We start from the raw sequence: 15824 nt of genomic DNA, 5'->3' as shown, positions 1-15824 counted from the left end.
ATTGAAATACGAAATTGTCGAAATGGAGCCATATAGCGGCAGCGAGGCGAAAGTTTACTCTATTATTCCTGAGGGTGAAGATGAAACCTTATTTGAAAAGTTTGTTGGTGAGAACAAAGCGGACTTCAAAGATGAATTAAAAGAGATACTCAAGAGGTTAATACAAATTGGTCATACTACCGGAGCAAGAGAAAGTTTTTTTAAACATGAAGGTGATAAGGAATTCGTAAGAAAATATGGGAAATATGTTTGGGCGTTGTATGACGATGAAGAAAGAAAGTTACGACTATATTGCATACGGCTTGCAAGTGTGGCAATAATACTTGGTGGTGGTGGATATAAAGATAAGTCTGTAATAAAATGGCAAGATGATAAAAATCTGTCCGAAGAAGTTAGAAAAATAATGGCTTATGCCGAAAGTATCTTAAAGCAACTGGATGATGGCGACATATATTGGTCAATTGACAGAACTGAATTAGAAGGAAATTTAAAAAACTACGATAATGAATAAAGTAACCAAAGCAAGAAAACACAAGAGTTCTAAACTGCAGGAGTTGTTAGATGAAGTAACTCCGTTAGAAATGGAGCAGACTAAGACAAAAATGCAACTTGCTGCTCGAATAGAAGATTTTATGAAAGCTAAAGGGTGGAATAAATCGCAGTTTGCAGAAAAAGTAGGCAAAAACCCTTCTGAAATAACTAAATGGTTAAGCGGAACGCAAAACTTCACAGTTGATGTCTTAACAGAGATTGCTTCAACCCTCGGAGTTGAATTAACAGCTTTGTTTGGTAAAAAACAGCTTCAAGTTATTTACCGAAAAGAAATTGTAGCCAAGTCAAATACCTTCCCAACGGCAATTAAACTTACAACGCCATATGAACATGGGGTTGATATTTTTGGCACTAGTTTCTTCAGCAGTAAAGGAGTTAAATAAGCTTATTCACATTTATATTAAACATAAAATGGCTAAAATTAAAAATAAAGATTTCAATGTTGAAATGCAGATTAGAGCAATTGAACTGTTAAATAGTTCCTTGAATTTACCTGCTAATCCGAATACACCGGAAACGAATTTCAATTTCAACATAAGTATTGAAAGCCGAGCAGATGCAGATAATAAACTTGTCTTTGTAATAGTACACGTTGAAATTAAAAACGATGACCATTCAGTTGTTCTCGGTACGTTATCAGTAAGTTGCATTTTTGAAATTGCGAATTTTGAAGATTTAATAAAAGTAGATGCTGATGGTAAAGTAAATATTCCCCAGCATTTGATTGAAACATTAAATATTATTTCAATCTCTACAACAAGAGGTGTTATGTTTTCAACCTTTAAAGGAACTTTCTTGCATGGTGCTGTCTTGCCAATAATTAATCCAAAGCAATTTAAGGTCGGTAGTCGAAAAGTTGATAAGTAATGCTATTGATTGGTCTGCCCCAATAGCATTACCACTACATCTTTTTTCCCCTAAAAAGTATAAATAAATTAAATGAAAAGTTTCTAAGCGCTGAAATTTTATTAGATTTGATATATATTATTACATAAATCAATCAAAATTAAAAATGAAGGTATTATCACTATTGATAGTTTTTACACTAATAATTTCCGGACTTGAACTAAAGGCTCAAAAAGTTTTTACCGTTGATTATGCCAGTAGGGCAGACGTGAAAGTTTATGTGGTAGACTATGCCAGCCGTGCCGATTTATTAGTTTATAAAGTTGACTATGCCAGTCGTGCAGGCACTAATGACGGCAACTGGTTTTTTGTCGATTATGCCAGCCGGGCCGATAAAACTATTTACTTTGTGGATTACGCCAGTCGTGCCGATTTAAAAATTTATTTTGTGGATTATGCCAGCAGGGCAGGTTGGAGAAATAATTCTAAGAAACACCTGATGTATTAATTATCATTTGCTTTCACTGATTACATTTATTTTTAAAGTCTTTAAAATATTCTCCATCGGACTTACAGCAATTTGATGATAATCTTCTTTGCTTCCGGTTTGACTGACGAGCCCCAGCAACTGACCACTCTCACTAATTAGTGGAAATCCCTTTAATATTTCTGCATCAGTGGAAAGTTTTAAAATCAGATATTGATTGTTATTTATCAGGTTTTCTTTGCTGATTTTCTCCCATTTAATCCGCTTATTGAGGAGAGTAGCCAAAAAAACATCATTATAATCTAAATCATTTTTTTGCAGAAAAGCTAAGGGATCATTTGTATGAATACCGGCATACTTATACAGTATCCAGTTTTTGTCATTCGATAAATGAATCCGGTATAAAGAAGGGGAGAAATTTACGGCATCGTTTGAAGCATGGATTTTATCAATAGCACTAAAATTTTCATCATTGGTACCGATTAAAAATCCATCTCTGGAAAACATCCATCCGCCGTATAAAGTATCATTTTCAGCTTTTAGAAAACGAAGATTTTGCTCTGCAACTTTTAGAATCTCCTCTGTTTCTTTACTGTCGTGGTTTTTCTCTTGTCTAAACTCAAAAAGGTATTTTGGTTGAAAACGTTTCCTGAATTTATATGAAGAGATTAATAATAAAACTGCAAAAATTATTAAGTACAGCCAAACACCGAAACCGCTATCTGCTAATAAAATTTCAGAATATATCATGCATGAATTTTTGGTAAAACTAACAATAGACTTTATTTTTTTATCATTTTTGCAGAAAAGTTCTTTATGTGGAATCAAATAAAACAAAATATTGAAGCAGCCTGGGAAAACAGGGAAATGCTCAAAGATCCGGAGATTATTAAGCAAATCAAACAAGTATTGGAAGGCCTTGACAAAGGTCAGTTACGAGTAGCTGAGCCAACAGGCGAGGGCAACTGGACTGTGCATGAATGGGTAAAAAAAGCGGTTATTTTATATTTTCCTATTCAACCTATGGAGACCATAAGCATGCCCCCATTTGAATTTCATGATAAAATTCCGTTGAAAAGCAATTACGCAGAACTGGGAGTGCGTGTAGTTCCTCATGCCATAGCCAGACATGGCGCCTACATAGCAAAAGGAGTTATACTAATGCCTTCTTATGTGAATATTGGAGCTTATGTAGATGAAGGGACGATGGTAGATACATGGGCAACTGTCGGTTCATGTGCTCAGATTGGGAAAAACGTACATTTGAGCGGAGGTGTCGGCATTGGGGGTGTTTTAGAACCCCTTCAGGCACAGCCGGTAATCATTGAAGACAACTGTTTTGTAGGTTCGAGATGTATAGTAGTTGAAGGTATTCGGGTTAGAAAGGAAGCTGTTTTAGGCGCAAATGTGGTTTTAACAGCCAGTACAAAAATAATAGATGTTTCGGGTTCAGAAGCGGTAACTATTAAAGGAGAAATTCCGGAGCGGTCTGTTGTTATTCCGGGCTCCTATACTAAAGAATTTCCGGCCGGAACTTTTCAGATACCATGTGCTTTAATTATTGGAAAAAGAAAAGCCAGTACGGATAAAAAAACCTCTCTAAATGACGCTTTGAGAAATTTTCAGGTTGCTGTATAGCATTGGATTTTTCGTTAACTGTTTAAATTGATTATTTTTGACAACGATGATTCAAAAAAAATACCCGAAAGGTATAAATATCAACTCTGAAGAAGATGAAATATTACAGAAAGTTGCTTTAGCTGCTAAAGAACTCTCAGTGGAAGCATACGTTATCGGAGGCTTTGTCAGAGATAAATTGCTGAAAAAAACTGCCCGGAAAGATATTGATTTTGTGTGTGTGGGAAGTGGAGTGGATTTTGCCGTGCAATCTGCCGGAAAATTTGAAAACAGTTCCGAGCCGGCCATTTTTAAGAATTTTGGAACGGCAATGTTTAAGGTGGACGATTTTGAGTTGGAATTTGTAGGAGCGAGGAAAGAGTCCTATGACCAAAACAGTCGAAAGCCAATGGTAGAAAACGGAACATTGGAAGACGATCAAAAGCGAAGAGATTTCACGATTAATGCGCTTGCCATAAGCTTAAACGAGGAAAATTATGGAAAGCTGTTAGACCCTTTTGATGGTATTAAAGATTTAAAAAAACGCCTGGTTCAAACACCGCTTGATCCGGATAAAACTTTTTCTGATGACCCCTTACGCATGCTTCGGGCAATTCGTTTTGCCGCTCAGCTCGACTTTAGAATAGAAGAAAAAACGTTTGCCTCAATTAAAAATAACAGCCACCGCATAGAAATTATAAGTATGGAGCGAATTTCATCTGAGCTCAATAAAATACTAATGGTTGATAAGCCTTCTTACGGCATGGATTTAATGTTTAAAAGCGGTTTGCTGAAATATTTTTTACCGGAATTGGTAGAACTGGAAGGTGTCGAAATTATAGAAGGTCACGGACATAAAGATAATTTTTATCATACACTGAAAGTGGTCGATAACCTTGCTCAGCAAAGTGATGATTTATGGTTGCGTTGGGCAGCTTTATTACACGATATTGGAAAGCCCAGAACCAAGAGGTTTGAAAAAGGTCATGGCTGGACTTTTCATGCTCATGATGTTGTCGGAGCGAAAATGGTAAACCGTATTTTCAAAAGGCTAAGATTGCCGCTTAATGAAAAAATGCGTTTTGTAGAAAAATTAGTGCTTCTGCATCTTCGGCCTATAGGCTTGGATAAAGAAAATATTACAGATTCAGCTATCAGAAGACTTTTGTATGATGCCGGTGATGATATAGACGATTTGATGGATTTATGTGAAGCAGATATCACTTCCAAAAATGAGTATAAAGTAAAAAAGTATCTTCAAAACCTGAAACTGGTGAGATTGAAGCTAAAAGAGTTGGAAGAAAAAGATCATATCAGAAACTTTCAGCCTCCGGTAAGTGGAGAGGATATCATGAAGGCCTTTTATATTAAACCGGGTAAAGAAATCGGCGTAATCAAAAATATGATAAAGGAAGCAATTTTGGATGGTAAGCTGCCTAATAAAAGAGAAGCTGCCCTGGAATATATGTATGATTTGGGCAAACAAATGGGCTTGAAAGCCGTAAATGAATAATTAAAATTTCAGCCGGTATTTTTTACTTGAAATTAGTTTTTTGAGGTCAAATGCAAGCTTAAGTTTTAGAAAAAAAAGTTTTATGAATATTTTTAAAGTTAAAGTTATAGTAGAAGAATCACCGGAAGTAAACAGAGTGTTAGCGCTTCCCGAAAATTTGAGTTATGAGCAGTTTCATCAGATTCTCATTAAAATATTCGGTATAGGTCAGCGCATGCCGGCATCTTTTTTTGAGAGTGACGAAAGCTGGAAAAAATATAAAGAAATTGCGGTCGATCAGTTTAAGATTTTAGATGGGAGCATTGATGGTAGAGATGAGTTGTTAGCTTTTACAGACGAAAAAGAAGTTAAGCAAATGATTTATTTTAATGATGCCACTCCGCATGTATCGTATCTGGTGTTTTTTGAAAAAAAATTAAAGGCTGAGGAAGGTGTGAAGTATCCGCAATTGTTAAAAACTGAAGGTAATTTGAGAGACAGTTTCGGAGATGGAATATTTGATGAGGAATTAGGTTTTGAGTGGGACGATTTTGATAAGGATGGGTTTACGGAAGACAATTTATAAAAAGAACATTTGTCAACATCAGCAGAAAAAAAGTTACTGATTGTTATTTGCGGTCCTACAGCCACCGGGAAAACCGGTTTGTCTGTGGATTTAGCCAAAAGGCTTCAGACAGAAGTTTTAAGCGCAGATTCGAGACAGTTTTTTAAGGAAATGCTTATTGGTACTGCCCGAACCACTGAGGTTGAAATGAACGGAGTGGAGCACCATTTAAGCGGTCATTTAAGTGTTTCTGAAAATTATAGCGCCGGTATGTTTGAGCGGGAAGCCCTGCAAACACTATCCAAACTTTTCTCAAAAAAATCCATTGTGATTATGTGTGGGGGAAGTGGTTTGTATATAAAGGCAGTATGCGAGGGAATCGATTATTTACCGGAAATTTCGGAGCAAATAAGAGAGCAGTTAAATGAAGAGTTTGATAAAGAGGGGATGGATTACCTTCGGGAGCTGGCAGAAAAATCTGACCCTGATTTCTATAAAACAATAGATAAAAACAATCCCCGCAGGCTGATTCGTATGCTTGAAGTGTTTAGAGCGAGTGGTAAGCCCATATCTTTTTTTTATAAAAAAGAAAAAGCATCCCGACCTTTTGAAATATTAAAAATTGGTCTTGAGATGCCGCGTGAAAAATTATACGAGCGCATTAACCTTCGGGTAGATAAAATGATAGAAAGCGGATTAGTGGAGGAAGTGAAATCATTGGAAAAACATTGGAACCACCCCAATTTAAAAACGGTGGGATATCAGGAAATTATTGCTCATTTGAGAGGTGAAACAGATTTGAACACCGCTATTGAAGAAATTAAAAAAAATAGCCGAAGATACGCTAAGAGACAATTTACATGGTTTCGGAATGATAAAACCATAAACTGGTTTGATACAGAAGAAAAAGATAGCATCTTTGCATTTGTTTATGAAAAAATCAAACTTTTACAATAAGTTTTTAGTCGGTTATTCAAAGATTGAAAAGCCGGTAATCATGCTAATACTGGCTGAGCTGTTCTTGCAATTCATAAACTCATCTTTTTTTCTTTTGCTGAATTACTACATGACAGATAGTGATTACGAAGATTATATGATTGCTGATATTATATCGTATCGCTTTCTTACGGTTATGTTCTTTGCTTTCCCGCTTGGGCTATTCATTAAAGGACGAAACCTGAAACCTTTCTTTTTGGTGGCAACGCTGGTTGTGCCCTTATGCTCACTGGTTGTTTTACATGCTATTGAAATGCGCTGGGACACTGTGCTTTACATTGCCTTGTCTATTTGGGGAGTTGGCTTCACTTTAATACAGGTTTGTGCTTTGCCTTTTATTTTGTTAAATAGTAAAAAAGAAACCCATTCCGAAACCATTGTTTTATTTTTTCAAACCTGGAGTATAAGTATTTGTATCATTGGATTTTTGAACTTTACGCTCCAAACTTTTTTACCGCAGATTTTTGATGAACGACTGCTCTTAAATATTTTTTCACTGATTGGGTTTTTAAGCTTCTTTTGCATTCTAAAAATGGATCTAAAAGAGAATGTCAGCAATAGAAACGGTATGAAGGACTGGTTAGGGAATTATGACTGGAAAACCATATTTCTGGTTATAGTTCCAACATTTATAATTGCTGTAGGCGCCGGTTTTACTATACCTTTTATCAATTTGTTTTTTCTTTATGTACACAATGTTCCATCGGCTGTTTATTCAGCTATGGGTTCATTCAGCTATATGATTGTGGCAGGTGGGGTTTTGTTTATGCCTTTTATAAGAAAAAAGTATGGTTACAAAATCGCCATTGTTTTGATACAATCCCTTTCTATAGTAGCATTAATTGTGATGGCCTTAACCGAATACGTGGCTGCTTATGGATTTGCGGTTTATATTGCGGTATTATTTTTCATTATCCGCCAGCCGCTGATGAATGTCGCCGGGCCGATGACTTCAGAACTAACAATGTATTATGTGGGTGAACGCAACCGGGAGATTGTGAGTGCTATAAATGCTTCAATCTGGTCGGGAAGTTGGTTTATCAGCTCTCAGATATTCAGTATTTTGCGAAGTCGCGGTTTTCAGTATTCTGAAATATTCTTTATTACAGCAGCTCTTTATGCTGTGGGGGTCATTTGGTATTATTTTTTGATAAAAGATTTTTATAAGAAAAAAGGAACCGGTGAACTTTAATCTTTAAAGTTGCTTACATTTCTTTTTCGGATAATTCAATCCATCGAATCATTTTTTCATCTAATTCACCGGATATTTCATTTAGTTTTTCTGAAAGTTCAATAGTCTTTTCGGCGTCGGAACCGGCATCATACAACTCAGACTCAATTTCGCTTTTTTTGCTTTCCAGTTCTTCAATTTTTTTCTCTATTTTGTTGAATTCCTGGCGTTCTTTATAGGTGAGTTTATTTTCGTTTTTAGGTGCTGAAACTGTTGCCACAGGTTTTGCCGCTTCTATCTTTTTTGCTTGCAATTGCTTTTTTTCTTCTGAAATTTTATTCTCTTTATAAATATAATAGTGTGAGTAATTCCCCGGAAAATTGACGATTTGACCACCTTTTTCATCCAAAACAAAAATATGCCCGACGGTTTTATCCAGGAAAAATCTATCGTGAGAAACAATTAGCAGGCAGCCTTCAAAATTTTGGAGATATTCTTCCAAAGCTTGTATAGTGTATATATCAAGATCATTGGTAGGCTCATCTAAAATTAGAAAATTCGGATTTCCCATAAGGACAGACAAGAGGTAAAGCCTCTTTTTTTCACCACCACTAAGCTTTTCTATATATTGAAAGTGCATACTTCTGGGGAAGAGAAAATTCTCTAACATTTGAGCTGCAGAGAGGCTTCTGCCCTTTGATAATGGAATATGTTCAGCGACATCTCTGATAAATTCAATAACTCTTTTCCCGGCTTTGATTTCTATGCCGCTTTGTTTATAATAACCGAATTTAATGGTTTCACCGACAACTACTTTTCCGGTATCTACCATAGTTTTTCCGGTGATAATATTTAAAAGAGTTGATTTCCCGGAACCATTTTTCCCGACAATTCCAATTTTCTCATTTTTTTTAAAACTGTAGGTAAAGTCTGTTATAATTTCATCCTCATCGTATTTTTTACTGATTTTTTTGAGTTCCAGAATTTTTGAACCCATTCGGTCCGGCTTTATCTCAGCTTTAAGAGTTTTATCATCCTTACTTACATTTGCTTTTGATTCTATTTCATAAAATCCGGCTGTCCTTTGCTTTGATTTGGTTGTTCTGGCTTTTGGTTGACGACGCATCCACTCCAGCTCTTTTTTGTACTGGTTTTTTAGTTTAGCACTTTCTGTGATTTCCTGTTCTTCACGAGCAGCCTTTTTTTCAATATAATAGCTGTAGTTCCCTTTATATTTGTACAGTTTTTTATCATCAAGCTCTATGATAGATTGACAAACTCTTTCCAGAAAATACCTGTCGTGAGTGACCATAAGCACCGCAGAAGATAATTTTTTGATGTAATTCTCCAACCATTCAATCATATCCATATCAAGATGGTTTGTGGGCTCATCCATTAAAATCAAATCCGGTTCTTCTAAAAGTGTCCTCGCAAGAGCCAATCGTTTAATTTGGCCACCGGAAAGATGTTTGACTTGCCTTTCTATAGTTGCCAAACCAAATACGGCAAGCAGTTGGGCCGCCTTTTCTTCAATATCCCAGGCAAAAGTTTTTTCCACCGCATCTAAAGCTTTTTGAACATCTTCATCCGAAGCCTTTTCGTTAGATAAAATGTTTTTGTAGTTTTTAAAAGCTATAACTGCCGGATGGTTTGCATCGAACATTACTTCCATTGGAGTGGAAGTCGGTAAAAAGTTCTCTGTCTGCGTTAAGAACGATATGCGGACATTGTTATTTATACTTAATTTGCCACTATCAGGAACTTCCTGGCCGGCAATAATTCTCATCAAAGTGGTTTTTCCGGTTCCGTTTTTGGCTATGAGGGCTGTTTTTTCACCTTTTTCAATACCAAAAGTTACTTTTTCAAAAAGTAAATCAGCACCGAATGATTTTGATAGATCCTCAACTGTAATTAGATTCATGGATAGTTAGTGTAGATGTATGAATGCCGTTAAAAATTTAACGCCAATTGTTTGCAAAGATAAGGTATCCCTACATTTAATTGCACTTTTTGCACTGGCCTGATACTAACAATTCTGCATTTTCAGGTATATAGCCGGTTGGAAGTTGAATTTTTGGAATAGGTATGTCACTAATACATTCAGTTTTACCACACTTCCGGCATTTAAAATGTATGTGATTGTCGTAATGAGCTAAATCTGAGCAATTCTCACTGCAAACGGCAAATTTTGCACTTTCGGAGGCATCGGGTACTTTGTGAACTAAACCGCTTTCCTCAAATGCTGAAAGGGTTCTGTAGAGGGTTACTCTATCAAATTTATTTGAAAATTCTTCTTCCAGATTGGCATGTGTTAATGCATATTTTTTATCCAAAAAATAACTTAATACACTTACCCGGCAATCGGTGATTCTTAGTTTGTGATTTTTTAAAATTTTAACAACATTACTCATTTAACTCAAGTGTTTTTGCTTTATTTTTAATTAGTAGTAAAAGTTCAAGTACTTTTTTTAAAAACTATATAAATTCAATGATAGAAAATATATTGTAAACAATTTGGAATTTATTTGAACCAAGACTGAAAATTACAGAAATTTGATGTAAAATTGTTGTTAACGAAAAAAAGTTTTAAAATATACTTGAGAATATGATAAATCAATTTCTTTCAAAAATCGTTCCTTTTGCTTTCAGTCTATTGCTTTTTCTGGGAGACTTTATGGAAGTAAAAGCTCAAACTTACGATGACGGACCCATGCAGTTGCAGGTTAGAGTCAGAGACGTTCAGGTTACATATTCACCTCCTTCAGATGCATCTTTGAATTTTGGGGGACAAGTAGGCTTTAATCCGGATAACTTTACTTTTTTCTTTTGGGCAAGAGATGCGGCTAATGTTTCCGGCTCCGGCTGGCAGGGAGGAACTTGTTTAACAGATGACTTTGACCCACCAAACTTTTCACAGGATTTGAACTATACTATGTTTGATGAAACATATACCGGTGCTACGGTTCCTCAATTTTTTGATTTAAGAATGGATGCCTGGGAAAATGATTGCGGTACAGATGGCATACCCGGCACAGGTGCTCTTGGTAACTGTCAGGGAGACCGATGCGTTTATCAAACAAACTGTTGCTGCTCCAATGTCCCTTTATTTGGATGTGCGTTCAGTACGGATGATGATTATCCTTGTTTTGCTGATCCTTTTCAAACAGATATAGATTACAGAGTAGGTCCTCCTTGTGAGTGGTATAATCATGGATATTTGTCAACGACCAATTGTGCAAATACCGTTTTCTTACCAAGAGTAGAATCGTTTTGGAGATATACCTTAGGTGAGGATTGCAGTAATCCAATTGAGCTTGGACAGTTAGAGGCCGGCGTACAATTATCTCATTTTAACAGTAATGTTTGTTATTCAAATTCTTTTGGAACGCCCGGTAACGATGTTGTGTATTCTTTTGAAGTTAATGAACCAAAAGGAGTTAGTATTACAGCTTGCGGAGGTGCGGGTTCTTTTAACAGACACCTTTATTTAGTAAACAGTGCATGCAATACGATTATAGCTGTTGATAGTGGAGCTTGCCCTTTGATTAATTATCCAATTTGTATACCGGGAACCTATAAAGTAATATTGAGTGGTACTGAAGCGTCAGATGCGGGTACATTCACTTTAACAGCAAATGTTAATCAGGCTCTTACCTATGACCTTGATTTGGTTAAAAGTGATATTAGCTGTGCAGGAGCAGATGACGGTTCTATCATAGCACTTCCAACAGGTGGAACTCCTCCTTATGTAGATTATAGCTGGTCAGCCCCGATAACTTCAAGTGATAGTGTGGTAACAGATTTAACAGCCGGTTTGTATACTTTAACTGTAACAGATTCTGAAGGTTGTGAAATTTCAGATACAATAGAAATTCTTGAACCGGCTGCATTAGTAATTGATTCTATTGCAGCATTAGATGTAAGTTGTGGTGGAGCAGATGATGGGGAAGCTGAAGTTTTTGCTCAGGGCGGTACCGGTAGTTATTCCTATTTATGGTCAACTGCACCTATACAGCAGGTAACCAATCCGGCAATTTTTCTGACAGCAGGGAATTATAGCGTTACTGTTACAGACCAAAATAATTGTGAAGCTAGCTCAACAGTTGAAATTGGAACTTCCTCACCAATAACTATAAATCTGGACTCACTCTCAAATGTAACTTGTTTTGGAGCAAATGATGGCAGAATTTCAGTTAGTGTTGATGGAGGTGAAAGCCCCTACAATTATCTGTGGTCAAATGGTAGTTCAAGTCCACTTTTGGCGGCTATCGGACCGGGTGTTTATGACTTAACCATCACTGATGCCGACGGCTGTATTGAAGAAGCTTCCTTTACAATAAATGAACCTTCAGAGCTGCAATCAACTATTTTGTCTTCTTTAGATATTTCCTGCAATGGCGGAAATGATGGATTAGCGGGTGTAGTCGGAAGTGGAGGAACACCGCCATATTCTTATTTATGGTCAAACGGAAATGTGCAGGAGTTACTTATAAATGCAGAAGCAGGTAGTTATGGCGTAACAATTACAGATGCAAATAATTGTGAAGTTACAGATTCGATTACCTTAAATGAGCCGGATCCAATTATTACAGATATTGCATTTACTGATCCGGATTGTGATGCTTCAGACCCGGATAATGGAACCATTTCACTAAATATTTCAGGTGGTAGCGGAAGCTTTGATGTATTATGGTCCAATGGAAGCAATAACATGGATTTGTTTGATTTGTCAGGTGGGCTTTATATTGCATTCGTGACGGATAGTGAAAACTGTATTGCTATTGATAGCGTTAGCCTTGAACTTTGTGACTTACCATCGGACACAGTTATTATCCCGGGGGATACGATTATCATACCGGGAGATACAGACGAATATTTTGTTTCTGTTCCCAATGCATTTGCACCGGATGGAAGCGGGCAAAATACTCACTTTAATGTTATGTCTTCAAATGCACGTTCCATTGAAATAAATATTTTTAATAGATGGGGTGAATCTGTTTATTTTAATCAAAATTTATTAAATACTTCAAATGGTTGGGACGGAACGCATAAAGGAACTCCTTCTCCAATGGGTTCATATGTTTACCATATAAAAGTTGAATATCTCAATGGTAATTACCGTGAAAAAACAGGTAATGTACTTCTAATTCGATAATATTTTTATCAAAATCAGATGAGCTGTTAATAAAATAATTTTTTTTTCGTTTCATCAATGATTGTGTTAAAGGTATTTTTTAACAATCAGGTTAACTAATTACATTATAAAGGGTGAATAAATATTCATTTTAATTTTTAAAAAAAACATGAAGCAAGTATTATTTTTAATAGCTGTAATTGCATTTTTTGGTTGTTCTGAGGAGCAGAAGCCGAGTCCGGGTGCGGAAGATACGCCATATAGCGAACAGAGAAGAGAGCCTGTAAGAGTTGGCACAGATATGATTAAAGATCAGCGAACTGCTTCCAGCGGTAGTATTACTGAATGGCCTGAAATGAGGTTTGACAGATATGATCATGACTTTGGAGATGTTCCTGAGGGCACAGTTGTTGAGACGAAATTTACCTTTAGAAATACCGGAACTTCTAATTTAATAATTTATTCGGCAAAGGGAACTTGCGGATGCACCGTACCTGAATATCCGAGAGAACCTATTCCTCCGGGTGAAGAAGGCTCTATTGTAGTTACTTATGATAGTGCAAACAGAAAAGGTATTCAGAGAAAATCTGTAAACATAACAGCGAATACTAACCCAAATGTTATAACTTTGAACCTTGTAAGTACAATTGTTCAAAATTAAAGTTAAGTATGAATTACATTTTTCTTATGGCTCCACCCGATGATGGAGGAGGAAGCTCTTTAGTCACTTTCGCATTTATGGGAGCTATTTTCTTAGTTATTTATCTTTTTATGATAAGACCTCAGGCGAATAAAGTAAAGGCACAAAAAAAGTATATCGATGAATTGAAAAAAGGGGATAAAGTTGTTACAAACGGAGGACTTCACGGTAAAATTGTGAATGTTCAAGATAATACTTTTTTGATAGAAGTTGATAAAGATGTTAAAATAAAGATAGAAAAATCAGCTGTATCTATGGATTTATCCAAGTCAGAGGAAAAGTAGCTTCATAGTTTTTCGTTCTTTTTTTAATAAGAAAAGTATAACTTTAAGGATGATTCATTTAAAAGGGATAATAAATTTGTGAATGTCTTTAATAATTTATTGAATAAACTTAGGACTAAAAAGAATCCTGGTATTCTCCAAAATAATACTTTTGTATTTATACTGTGCGTTTTCGTTGCCGCTACCTTATGGTTTATTAATTCCCTGTCTTATACTTATCAAACAGACTTAAAGTTTAAGGTAAGGTATATTAACATGCCTGAAAATTTAATTCTTGTCAGTAAGCCGGTTGATGAAATTTTTATATTGACAGAATCTACCGGTTTTCATTTATTCCGACATAATCTGCGAGCCAATCGTCTTGTAGAAGTTGATTATTCCAAGTATGGAAGGGGTGCTCTTGTTCCCGTAAGTGAGATATTGGTAGAATTTAAAAATCAAATACCGGGAGAGATTCGCATATTAGGTGTATCTCCTGAAATCGTATATCTGGATTTTGAAGCGCTGCTGGAAAGAAGTGTTCCAATTGATTTTGATTATAGGCTAGATTTTAATCAGCAGTTTGACGTCTTTGGTAAAATCTCGCTCTCTCCTGATTCAATAACTGTCTCAGGACCTATTTCTGCAATTGATACGATTTTTAGCTGGCCAAGTAAGCCTTTTGAAAAAAAGAATATCAACAAATCACTTTCAGGAGTTATAGAAATGAAAAAGCCGGAGAATGAGCTGATTTCATTAAGTGTAGAAAGGGCTGAATATAACATACCCGTTGAGCGATTTACCGAAAAAGTTTTTGATATCCCGGTAGAAGTTTTCACTGAGGATGATGATTCAGAAAAAAGCTTTAGTATCTTCCCGAGAAGAGTTACCCTCTCTTGCTTATTGCCTGTTTCCCGCTATGAAGAAGTTTTAGCATCTGACTTTCAAGTTTTTGCTGACTTTTCAATAATTGATGTAAAAAGTGATAAAAGGGTTCCTGTGATGGTTAATACAGAAAATGAATTTGCCAGAAATATCAGGGTTTCTCCTTCAAGACTCGAGTTTATAATTTATGATTGAAAAAGTTAAGGTAGGTATAACAGGTGGTATAGGCAGCGGAAAATCTATAGTTTCAAAGGTTTTAATGACTATGGGATATCTGGTTTATAATTCAGATGTTATGGCTAAAAAGCTGATGATTGAAGATTCCGCCCTTAAAAATGAAATTATAGCAATTTTCGGGAAAGAGTCTTATACAACAGATAATCAGTTAAACAGAGCCTTTATATCTAAGCAGGCTTTTAATGATAAAGATTTATTAAAAAAATTAAATGAAGCCGTTCATCCGGCTGTTCGTAGTGATTTTAAAAAATGGGCTATTTCACAGGAAAGTGAACTTATATTTAAAGAAGCCGCTCTTTTAGTAGAAACGGGCAGTTATAAAGAACTTGATTTTTTGATAGCAGTTACCGCTCCTAAGGACTTAAGGATAAAGCGCGTGATGAAGAGGGATAAGGTAGACAGAGAAGCTGTTTTGGAGAGAATGAAAAATCAGTTTTCACAGGAGAAATTGTTGGAAGCGGCTGATTTTGAAATCAAAAACAATGACGAAATACCAGTAATCCCGCAATTGCTAAATGTTTTAAAGTTCATTAATAAGGAGACTCTTTCGAAAAATCTCTGAGTTACAAGCGATATCATAGAGCTCACCCCACATTTTCCATTTGACATTTTCCATCATAATTTTTCCATTTTTCTCTCCTATTGTCTTGCTTTCAGGATAAACCCGCAAGGTTTACTTTTAGTATAAATTTTATTGTTAGTGAATTGGGATGCAATTGAATAAACAAAAACCTTGCGGGTTATTCATAGTGCCCACTGCCGCTGCCTACTTTCCCTCCTTGGGTCTTGGTCTCTTGAAATTTGGGCTCTTGGGTCTTCTTGGTCTTTCAACAGCCTCAATAAACCACAATCTTTCCTTTCTGTACTTCTCCGTCTTCG

The 15824-nt window shown here is 36.0% G+C and carries 17 protein-coding genes; 14 read left to right on the top strand and 3 right to left on the bottom strand.

Annotated elements, in window-relative coordinates:
• Nucleotides 1-22 precede the first annotated feature (22 nt).
• The 4 genes from EA412_02295 (at nucleotide 23) to EA412_02280 (ending at nucleotide 1906) form a co-directional block, all read left to right on the top strand.
• Entirely contained in the window at nucleotides 23-511 is a 489-nt protein-coding gene (locus tag EA412_02295; protein ID TVR81955.1) for a hypothetical protein, read from the top strand.
• Complete coding sequence (locus EA412_02290) at nucleotides 504-935, top strand: XRE family transcriptional regulator (protein ID TVR81954.1); 432 nt, start codon at nucleotides 504-506, stop codon at nucleotides 933-935. The genes EA412_02295 and EA412_02290 overlap by 8 nt, the downstream gene beginning before the upstream one ends.
• A gap of 28 nt (nucleotides 936-963) precedes the next feature.
• The gene (locus EA412_02285) at nucleotides 964-1419 is read left to right on the top strand and encodes a hypothetical protein (protein TVR81953.1); all 456 of its coding nucleotides are present in this window, start codon (nucleotides 964-966) and stop codon (nucleotides 1417-1419) included.
• A gap of 145 nt (nucleotides 1420-1564) precedes the next feature.
• Nucleotides 1565-1906 carry a hypothetical protein gene (locus tag EA412_02280; protein ID TVR81952.1) on the top strand — a complete coding sequence of 114 codons (342 nt, stop codon included), beginning with the start codon at nucleotides 1565-1567 and terminating at the stop codon, nucleotides 1904-1906.
• Between the two features lie 3 nt (nucleotides 1907-1909).
• On the opposite strand, the gene EA412_02275 is transcribed toward EA412_02280, so the two are convergent.
• Nucleotides 1910-2713, bottom strand: a complete 804-nt coding sequence (locus tag EA412_02275; protein ID TVR81951.1) for a hypothetical protein — start codon at nucleotides 2711-2713, stop codon at nucleotides 1910-1912.
• On the opposite strand from EA412_02275, the gene EA412_02270 reads away from it, so the two are divergent.
• The 5 genes from EA412_02270 to EA412_02250 are packed head-to-tail and all read left to right on the top strand — an operon-like array spanning nucleotide 2702 to nucleotide 7747.
• Nucleotides 2702-3523 (top strand): 2,3,4,5-tetrahydropyridine-2,6-dicarboxylate N-succinyltransferase, encoded by an 822-nt coding sequence (locus tag EA412_02270; GenBank protein ID TVR81950.1) that lies wholly within the window; start codon nucleotides 2702-2704, stop codon nucleotides 3521-3523. The genes EA412_02275 and EA412_02270 overlap by 12 nt on opposite strands.
• A 46-nt stretch (nucleotides 3524-3569) precedes the next feature.
• The gene (locus EA412_02265; GenBank protein TVR81949.1) at nucleotides 3570-5015 is read left to right on the top strand and encodes an HD domain-containing protein; all 1446 of its coding nucleotides are present in this window, start codon (nucleotides 3570-3572) and stop codon (nucleotides 5013-5015) included.
• Nucleotides 5016-5055: 40 nt separating this feature from the next.
• The gene (locus tag EA412_02260) at nucleotides 5056-5580 is read left to right on the top strand and encodes a hypothetical protein (GenBank protein ID TVR81948.1); all 525 of its coding nucleotides are present in this window, start codon (nucleotides 5056-5058) and stop codon (nucleotides 5578-5580) included.
• 9 nt (nucleotides 5581-5589) lie between these two features.
• A complete protein-coding gene (gene miaA, locus EA412_02255) occupies nucleotides 5590-6516 on the top strand; it encodes a tRNA (adenosine(37)-N6)-dimethylallyltransferase MiaA (protein TVR81947.1) in 927 nt (308 codons plus the stop codon).
• Entirely contained in the window at nucleotides 6491-7747 is a 1257-nt protein-coding gene (locus EA412_02250) for an MFS transporter (GenBank protein TVR81946.1), read from the top strand. Before miaA ends, EA412_02250 begins: the two co-directional genes overlap by 26 nt.
• 13 nt (nucleotides 7748-7760) lie before the next feature.
• On the opposite strand, the gene EA412_02245 is transcribed toward EA412_02250, so the two are convergent.
• A complete protein-coding gene (locus EA412_02245; protein ID TVR81945.1) occupies nucleotides 7761-9647 on the bottom strand; it encodes an ABC transporter ATP-binding protein in 1887 nt (628 codons plus the stop codon).
• A 76-nt stretch (nucleotides 9648-9723) separates the two neighbouring features.
• Entirely contained in the window at nucleotides 9724-10137 is a 414-nt protein-coding gene (locus EA412_02240) for a transcriptional repressor (protein ID TVR81944.1), read from the bottom strand.
• Between the two features lie 194 nt (nucleotides 10138-10331).
• Here EA412_02240 and EA412_02235 point away from each other — a divergent pair, with 194 nt between their 5' ends.
• From EA412_02235 to EA412_02215, 5 genes are all read left to right on the top strand, one after another.
• On the top strand, nucleotides 10332-12881 hold the full coding sequence (locus EA412_02235; GenBank protein TVR81943.1) for a hypothetical protein: 2550 nt from the start codon (nucleotides 10332-10334) through the stop codon (nucleotides 12879-12881).
• A gap of 148 nt (nucleotides 12882-13029) precedes the next feature.
• Complete coding sequence (locus EA412_02230; GenBank protein ID TVR81942.1) at nucleotides 13030-13521, top strand: DUF1573 domain-containing protein; 492 nt, start codon at nucleotides 13030-13032, stop codon at nucleotides 13519-13521.
• A gap of 8 nt (nucleotides 13522-13529) precedes the next feature.
• Nucleotides 13530-13844: a preprotein translocase subunit YajC gene (yajC, locus tag EA412_02225; protein TVR81941.1), complete on the top strand. Its 315-nt coding sequence runs from the start codon at nucleotides 13530-13532 to the stop codon at nucleotides 13842-13844.
• A gap of 255 nt (nucleotides 13845-14099) precedes the next feature.
• Nucleotides 14100-14903 (top strand): hypothetical protein, encoded by an 804-nt coding sequence (locus tag EA412_02220; protein TVR81940.1) that lies wholly within the window; start codon nucleotides 14100-14102, stop codon nucleotides 14901-14903.
• Nucleotides 14896-15507: a dephospho-CoA kinase gene (locus EA412_02215; GenBank protein ID TVR81939.1), complete on the top strand. Its 612-nt coding sequence runs from the start codon at nucleotides 14896-14898 to the stop codon at nucleotides 15505-15507. Before EA412_02220 ends, EA412_02215 begins: the two co-directional genes overlap by 8 nt.
• Nucleotides 15508-15824: the final 317 nt, after the last annotated feature.

The organism is Chitinophagaceae bacterium, from assembly GCA_007695095.1.
Taxonomy (GTDB): Bacteria; Bacteroidota; Bacteroidia; order Chitinophagales; family REEL01; genus REEL01.
The sequence above is the reverse complement of the archived record's forward strand: the minus strand, read 5'-3'. Positions and strand labels throughout refer to the sequence as shown.